This window comes from Parafrankia sp. Ea1.12, assembly GCF_900465275.1.
Lineage (GTDB): Bacteria > Actinomycetota > Actinomycetes > Frankiales > Frankiaceae > Parafrankia > Parafrankia soli.
Genome location: NZ_UBIZ01000274.1, coordinates 1 through 6,146, shown reverse-complemented (window position 1 = coordinate 6,146; position 6,146 = coordinate 1). Strand labels below are relative to the sequence as shown.

The window sequence follows — 6,146 nt, the reverse complement described above, 5'->3', positions numbered from 1 at the left end:
GCCCGACAGTCTGCCGCCGACCCACTGACATCCCCCCGCAGGTGGCCTGACGGGCGTCGGATGCCGGCCGGTCGCCGGGATGCCGGCGGCGACTGCTGTGTCACGGCCTGGCGCGACGTCCCCGCCCATCGCCTGGGCGGGTCGACCGACATCTGCCACCGAGGTGGACAAGTCCCGTGGGCCAAGCATCAGAACAGGGCTGGCTGGGCATCAATCGTCCACCAGCCGCACGTGGAGGCGGAGGATGACTGTGGCTCCCAATGTCGTAGCTCGCACCATCGGTCGCCAGGAGACCGAATCGCCCGGGAAGGGGTCACCCCTGGAAGGGCCCCCCGGGAGATCCCCCAGGAAGATCCCCGGCAACGGATCGCTCAGGAACAGGTCCCCCAGGAACGAGTCAGTCGGGAACGGGTCGCTCAGGGAGAGGTCCTCCGGGGACGGGCCGCCCGGGGACGGGGGGTCGCCCGGCCCCACGTCGCCCGGCGGCGGGCGGTGACCACCCCGCCGGTGTGCCCGGCCTGCCTCGGCGGCCTGGCGCCGCCGGACCTGTGGAGTGACAGGTGGCGGTGTGAGTCGCACGGCGATGTCGAACCGTTCCACGAGGCGCGGTCCTCGCGGGAGCAGGTGCTGCGGAACCTGGGGCGGACCAGCCAGGTGCCGGTCTGGCTGCCGTCCCCGATGCCGGTCCACTGGTTTGTGAGCGGCGTGGGCTGGGCGGGTGACGAGCGGACCGGCCCGCACGCGACCGCGTTCGCCGCGAGCGGGCCGTCGCCGGTTGGCGGGCCGGCCGAGATGGTGCTGGTGGCCGAGACACCGCGGGTGGGCCTGGGCAGCCGGCTGGCCGGGCTGGTGGTGCCGGACCCGGAGCGCCTCGACGAGGTGCCCGAGGCCAAGATCGAGGCGGCGGGGCACCCGACGGCGCTCTGGCCCATTGCCGCACCACCCGATCGGGCGGCGTTCGTCGGGGAGGCGCTGGGCGTCTGGCTGTGGTGCGTGCTGTGGCCGGCGGACGCGGCGCTGCTGCTGCTCGAGCACCTCGTCATGGAGGACCTGCGGGACGATCCGCGGCTGGTCGACCAGTTGCTGTTCGGCGCGGCGGGCTCGCACCTGTCGATCCGCTGACCTCGCGCCGACGCCCCGGCAGGCCGTTGCCCGTGACGTGCCGGGGCGCCGGGCAGCAGGGCGTCTGGAATCCGGGTCCGACGCCGGCGAGTCGGGGAGTCGGAGCGCGGAAGCGACATCGGCCGGTGCTGGCCTCGAAATCGAGCATGCGGCGCCTTTCATCGCGCTACGATTCTGGCTCCCGCCCGTTCGACAGGTCAGAACCGGGAGCCGGAGTGACTATTCTGCGCGAGCCGTCCGGCCACGCCGTCGAACACGCGGAAGCCGGACACTCCCGGCCACGCACGAACATGCTGGGATATCTTCGCACCACCTCGCACAAGGATATCGCCGTCCTGTACACGGTGACGTCGTTCGGGTTCTTCGTCCTCGCCGGGATCCTGGCCATGATGATGCGTGCCGAGCTGGCACGGCCGGGTCTGCAGTACTTCTCGAACGAGCAGTACAACCAGCTTTTCACCCTGCACGGCACGCTCATGCTGCTGATGTTCGCGACGCCGCTGGCGTTCGCCTTCGCGAACTTCCTCGTACCGTTGCAGATCGGGTCGCCGGACGTCGCTTTCCCCCGGCTCAACGCCCTTTCGTACTGGTTCTTCCTGTTCGGCGGGCTGATGGTCGTCGCCGGCTTCCTCACCCCGGACGGCGCCGCGGACTTCGGCTGGTTCGCCTACGCCCCACTGAACAACAAGACGTTCAGCCCGTCGGTCGGGGCGGACATGTGGATCCTGGGCCTCGTCGTCTCCGGGCTCGGGACGATCCTCGGCGCGGTCAACATGATCACCACGATACTCACCCTGCGCGGCCCCGGTATGACGATGTTCCGCCTGCCGATCTTCTGCTGGACGTTCCTCGTGACGTCCGTGCTGGTGATCGTCGCGTTCCCGGTGCTGGCTGGGGCCCTGCTGTCGCTGGAGGCCGACCGGCGCTTCGGCGCCCACGTGTTCGACTCGGAGAACGGCGGCGCCATCCTCTGGCAGCACCTGTTCTGGTTCTTCGGGCATCCCGAGGTCTACATCATCGCCCTGCCGTTCTTCGGCATCATCAGCGAAATCATCCCGGTCTTCTCCCGGAAACCGGTCTTCGGCTACAAGGGCCTGGTGTTCGCCACCATCGCCATCGGCGCCCTGTCGATCGTGGTCTGGGCACACCACATGTTCGTCACCGGCGCGGTACTGCTGCCCTTCTTCGCCGTGATGTCGTTCCTGATCGCCGTCCCGACCGGTATCAAGTTCTTCAACTGGATCGGGACGATGTGGCGGGGAAATCTGAGCTTCGAGACCCCGATGATGTTCTGCCTCGGGTTCCTCGTGACGTTCCTCCTCGGTGGGCTGACCGGGGTGATGCTCGCGAGCCCGCCGATCGACTTCCACGTCAGCGACAGCTACTTCGTGGTCGCCCACTTCCACTACGTGGTGTTCGGGACGGTCGTCTTCGCGGCGTTCGCCGGCACGTACTTCTGGTTCCCCAAGCTGACCGGCCGGATGATGGACGACCGGCTCGGAAAGATCCACTTCTGGACCGTCTTCCTGGGCTTCCACCTGACGTTCCTGGTGCAGCACTACCTGGGCATGCAGGGAATGCCCAGGCGGTACGCCGACTACGGGCCGGGCGACGGATTCACCACGTTGAACACGGTATCGACCGCCGGCAGCTTCCTGCTCGGGGTCTCGACACTGCCGTTCATGTACAACGTGTGGAATTCCTACCGCCGCGGCCGGCTCGCCGTCGTCGACGACCCGTGGGGGTACGGGAACTCCCTCGAGTGGGCGACGTCCTCCCCGCCGCCCCGGCACAACTTCCACCAGCTGCCGCGCATCCGCTCCGAGCGCCCCGCCTTCGACCTGCACTACCCGGAGGTCGCCGGCGTCACCGACTACCACGCCACCCCCGAACTGCGCTAGCCCTCGCCCGCCGGCCGCCCGCGGGCACGGTCAGGGCAGGTCAGGCCTGGGGCGGCGTGAGCAGGCGCAGGGCCCCGGGCCGGACGACGATCTCGGCCGGGAGGTCGGCGATCGGGTCGCCGTCCGCGTAGACCTGGAACGGGCGGTCCGCGTCCACGACGAGCCGCTCGCCCCGCCGCACCTGGACGTAGGGGACCTCGACGTGCCGGCCGGAGAAGATACGCGGGAACAACCGAAGGAAGGTGAACCGCCCGGTGCGCGCGACCAGGACGATCTCCAACCGGCCGTCGGCGATGTCGGCGTCCGGGGCGAACTTCATCCCGCCGCCGTAGTACGGACCGTTCGCCGCGCCGACCGTCCACCCGACGTGCTCCAGTGGCGGCTCGCCGTCGATGGTCACGGTGAACCGGGCCGGCTTCCAGGCCGCCACCCCGCGCAACGCCGCGTAGGTGTAGACGCTCTGGCCGGACAGCCAGGTCGTCCGGTTCGCGATCACCTGGACGTCGGAGTCGAACCCGAGGCTGGCGATCCCGACGAACGGCACCCCGTTCGCCTCCGGCAGGTCCACCCTGCGCTCCACGGCCGCGACGAGCGCGGTCGCGGCGAGTGCCGGATCGCGCGGGATGCCCAGTCCTCGCGCGAAGTCGTTGCCCCGGCCGCCGGGCAGCACCGCGAGCACGCCGCCCGACCGGGCGACGGCGCCCGCCACCCTGCCGACCAGGCCGTCACCACCCAGCGCGACGGTCACCCGTCCCGCCGCGACGGCCGAGCGGGCTAGTTCCTCGGCGTGCTCGAGGCTTTTCGTCGTCTCGACGGAGACGTCCTCGGCCCAGCGGGCGAGCGCCGCGCGGACGCCGTCGAGGACCTTCGCCGCCCGGCCGCCGCCAGCCTTCGGGTTGACCACGACGGTGAGCCTCGAACGGTCCACCGCCGCGTCGGGCACCTCGGCCCGCGCTGCGGTGCTGCTGCTGGCCGTGCCCGGCTCGGTCATCCGTCGTTCCCTCCCCGCCGACGCCCTGCCGGCCGCGGCAAAGCCTACGGCCACCAGCCGTCCGCGACCCCACCGCCGGCCCCGGCTGATCCGTGGCGGCCAGCTGGCGCCGCCCCGGCGCCAGGTCCGGTACCGGACCCCGGTGCCGGACCCCCGGTGCCGGACCTGGCGCCTGACCTTCAAAAGCCGCTGTTCGTCGCCGGTGCAGGCTCAGGCCTCCTGCGCGCCGGGCCTCCCGGCCTCGACGACCCAGGTCGCGTCGGTCGACGCGGGGGCGTCCCGCTTCGCGATCGTCTCGACGACCCGCATGTCGGCGCGCCACTCGTCGGGTGTCACGGTGACGCGGGTGTAGCCCCGGAGGTCACCGCGGAAATAGCGCACGTGCGGGTTGAGCCGCGCGTTGTTCTCCCGGACGAAATCCTCGCTGACGAGGAAGAAGCCCGAGCTGATGGACGTACAGACGAACTCGGTCGCGATCACCGGGGTCTCCGGGCGGTCGAAGTCGACCCGCAGGTCGTTCACCCAGGCGCAGTGGATGTCCCCGGCGAGCAGCACCGGGTTGGCGACCCGGGTGTCGCGCACGGCCGAGAGCAGGCGCGTCCGGTAGGGCACGTAACCGTCGTTCTGGTCGAGGTTGGTGAGCACCTCGGAACCGGGCAGCTGGCCGTGCAGCTGGGCGGCCATCGTCTGCTGGGCGATGACGTTCCAGCGCGACCGGGAGGTGCGCAGGCCGTCGACGAGCCAGGCCTCCTGGGCGGTGCCGGACATGGTCCCGGCGGTGTTGTCGTCGCCCAGCCGGACGGCGCCGATCCCGTCCGGCGGTGACCCGGGCTGCGGGGTCCGGTACTGGCGGGTGTCCATCACGTTGAGCGTCAGCAGGTCGCCGAAGGTGAGACGACGGTAGATCCGCAGGTCCGGCGAGCCCGGGTCGAGCTCGGCGCGGATCGGCATGTGCTCGTAGTACGCCTGGTAGGCCGCGGCCCGCTGCCGGGCGAAGACCTGCGGGTCCTGGTGCCGGGGGCCGGTGTCGCCGCTCTCGTCGACCAGGCCGGCGTAGTTGTTCTCGGCCTCGTGGTCGTCCCACGCGACGACCCAGGGGGCCACGTGGTGAGCGGCCTGCAGCGCGGGGTCGGACTTGTACTGCGCGTAGCGGTTGCGGTAGTCGGCGAGGGTCTGGAGCTGGTCGAGCCCCGGCTTCTCGGGGGTGGTGTGCCGGCGGTCGGGGTACCTGCTGTCGGGGTCGTACTCGTAGATGTAGTCCCCGACGTGCAGGACGAGGTCCGGGCGGTCGCCGGCGATCGCGTCGAAGGCGGGCCAGTAGCCGTTCTGGAAGTCCTGGCAGCTCGCGAGCGCGAAGGACAGCTCACCGCCGGGCGAACCCGGCGCGGCCGCGGTACGGGTCCGCCCGACCGGGCTGAGGACGTCGCCCGCCCGGAACCGGTAGTAGTAGTCCCGCCCGGGCTCCAGGCCGCGGACGTCCACATGGACCGAATGGGCGAAGGACGTCGTGGCGAGCTGGGTGCCGGCACGGACGACGTCCGCGAACTTCTCGTCCCGGGCGACCTGCCAGTCGACCTCGACGTCGCGCCTGGGCATGCCCCCACCGGCCATCGGTTCCGGCGCCAGCCGCGTCCAGAGGATCACCCCGTCGGGCAGCGGGTCGCCGCTGGCCACGCCGAGTGAGAAGACCCCGTCGCGGATCCCCGGGATGGGGGTCGGCGCGCGCAGGGTCGGCGCGGGGGACGGCGCCGGCCCGGAACCACCGCCGCAGCCGCCGACGACCGCCGCGGCCAGGCCGCCGATCCCGCCGAGGAGCACCGCCCGCCGGCCCGGCCGCATGGGCGCGGGCACGGGCACGGGTGAGTATTCGTCCCGCGTCACGGCCCTGATCACACCACAGTGGGGTGAACGGGGGGCGACGATCGGCAGACCATTCCGGTCGATCTGGCAGATAAACGCTTACAGCCAGTTTCGCGAAGATTGATCTACTGCGCGGTGTGTCATGTCCGGTTCGGGTGTTCCGCGGAGCCTCGCGGTCGACTGTGGTTTGTGGTGACCACGGCCCGCGGGGGCTCGGGTGTTCCGCGGGACACCGCGATCAACTGTGATTCGTGGTGGCCTCCCCCTCGGGC

4 protein-coding genes are annotated in these 6,146 nt (G+C 71.1%); 2 read left to right on the top strand and 2 right to left on the bottom strand.

Translation table 11 applies throughout. The features are described from left to right. The first annotated feature begins 492 nt into the window (after positions 1-492). Complete coding sequence (locus tag FMEAI12_RS13170) at positions 493-1,122, top strand: DUF6758 family protein (protein WP_071059329.1); 630 nt, start codon at positions 493-495, stop codon at positions 1,120-1,122. A gap of 215 nt (positions 1,123-1,337) precedes the next feature. Continuing rightward, positions 1,338-3,023: a cytochrome c oxidase subunit I gene (gene ctaD / locus FMEAI12_RS13165; protein WP_112106246.1), complete on the top strand. Its 1,686-nt coding sequence runs from the start codon at positions 1,338-1,340 to the stop codon at positions 3,021-3,023. 40 nt (positions 3,024-3,063) lie between these two features. Here ctaD and FMEAI12_RS13160 read toward each other — a convergent pair whose 3' ends face one another. Beyond that, positions 3,064-4,014, bottom strand: coding sequence for a diacylglycerol kinase family protein (locus FMEAI12_RS13160; RefSeq protein WP_020458539.1), 951 nt, complete (start codon positions 4,012-4,014; stop codon positions 3,064-3,066). A gap of 210 nt (positions 4,015-4,224) precedes the next feature. Further along, positions 4,225-5,853 (bottom strand): alkaline phosphatase, encoded by a 1,629-nt coding sequence (locus FMEAI12_RS13155; RefSeq protein ID WP_112106248.1) that lies wholly within the window; start codon positions 5,851-5,853, stop codon positions 4,225-4,227. Between the last annotated feature and the right edge of the window lie 293 nt (positions 5,854-6,146).

What these genes read in the sequence shown, in the direction of transcription:
- FMEAI12_RS13160 (WP_020458539.1), bottom strand. Translation starts at nt 4,014, where the DNA reads ATGACCGAGCCGGGCACGGCCAGCAGCAGCACCGCAGCGCGGGCCGAG.
- FMEAI12_RS13155 (WP_112106248.1), bottom strand. Translation starts at nt 5,853, where the DNA reads ATGCGGCCGGGCCGGCGGGCGGTGCTCCTCGGCGGGATCGGCGGCCTG.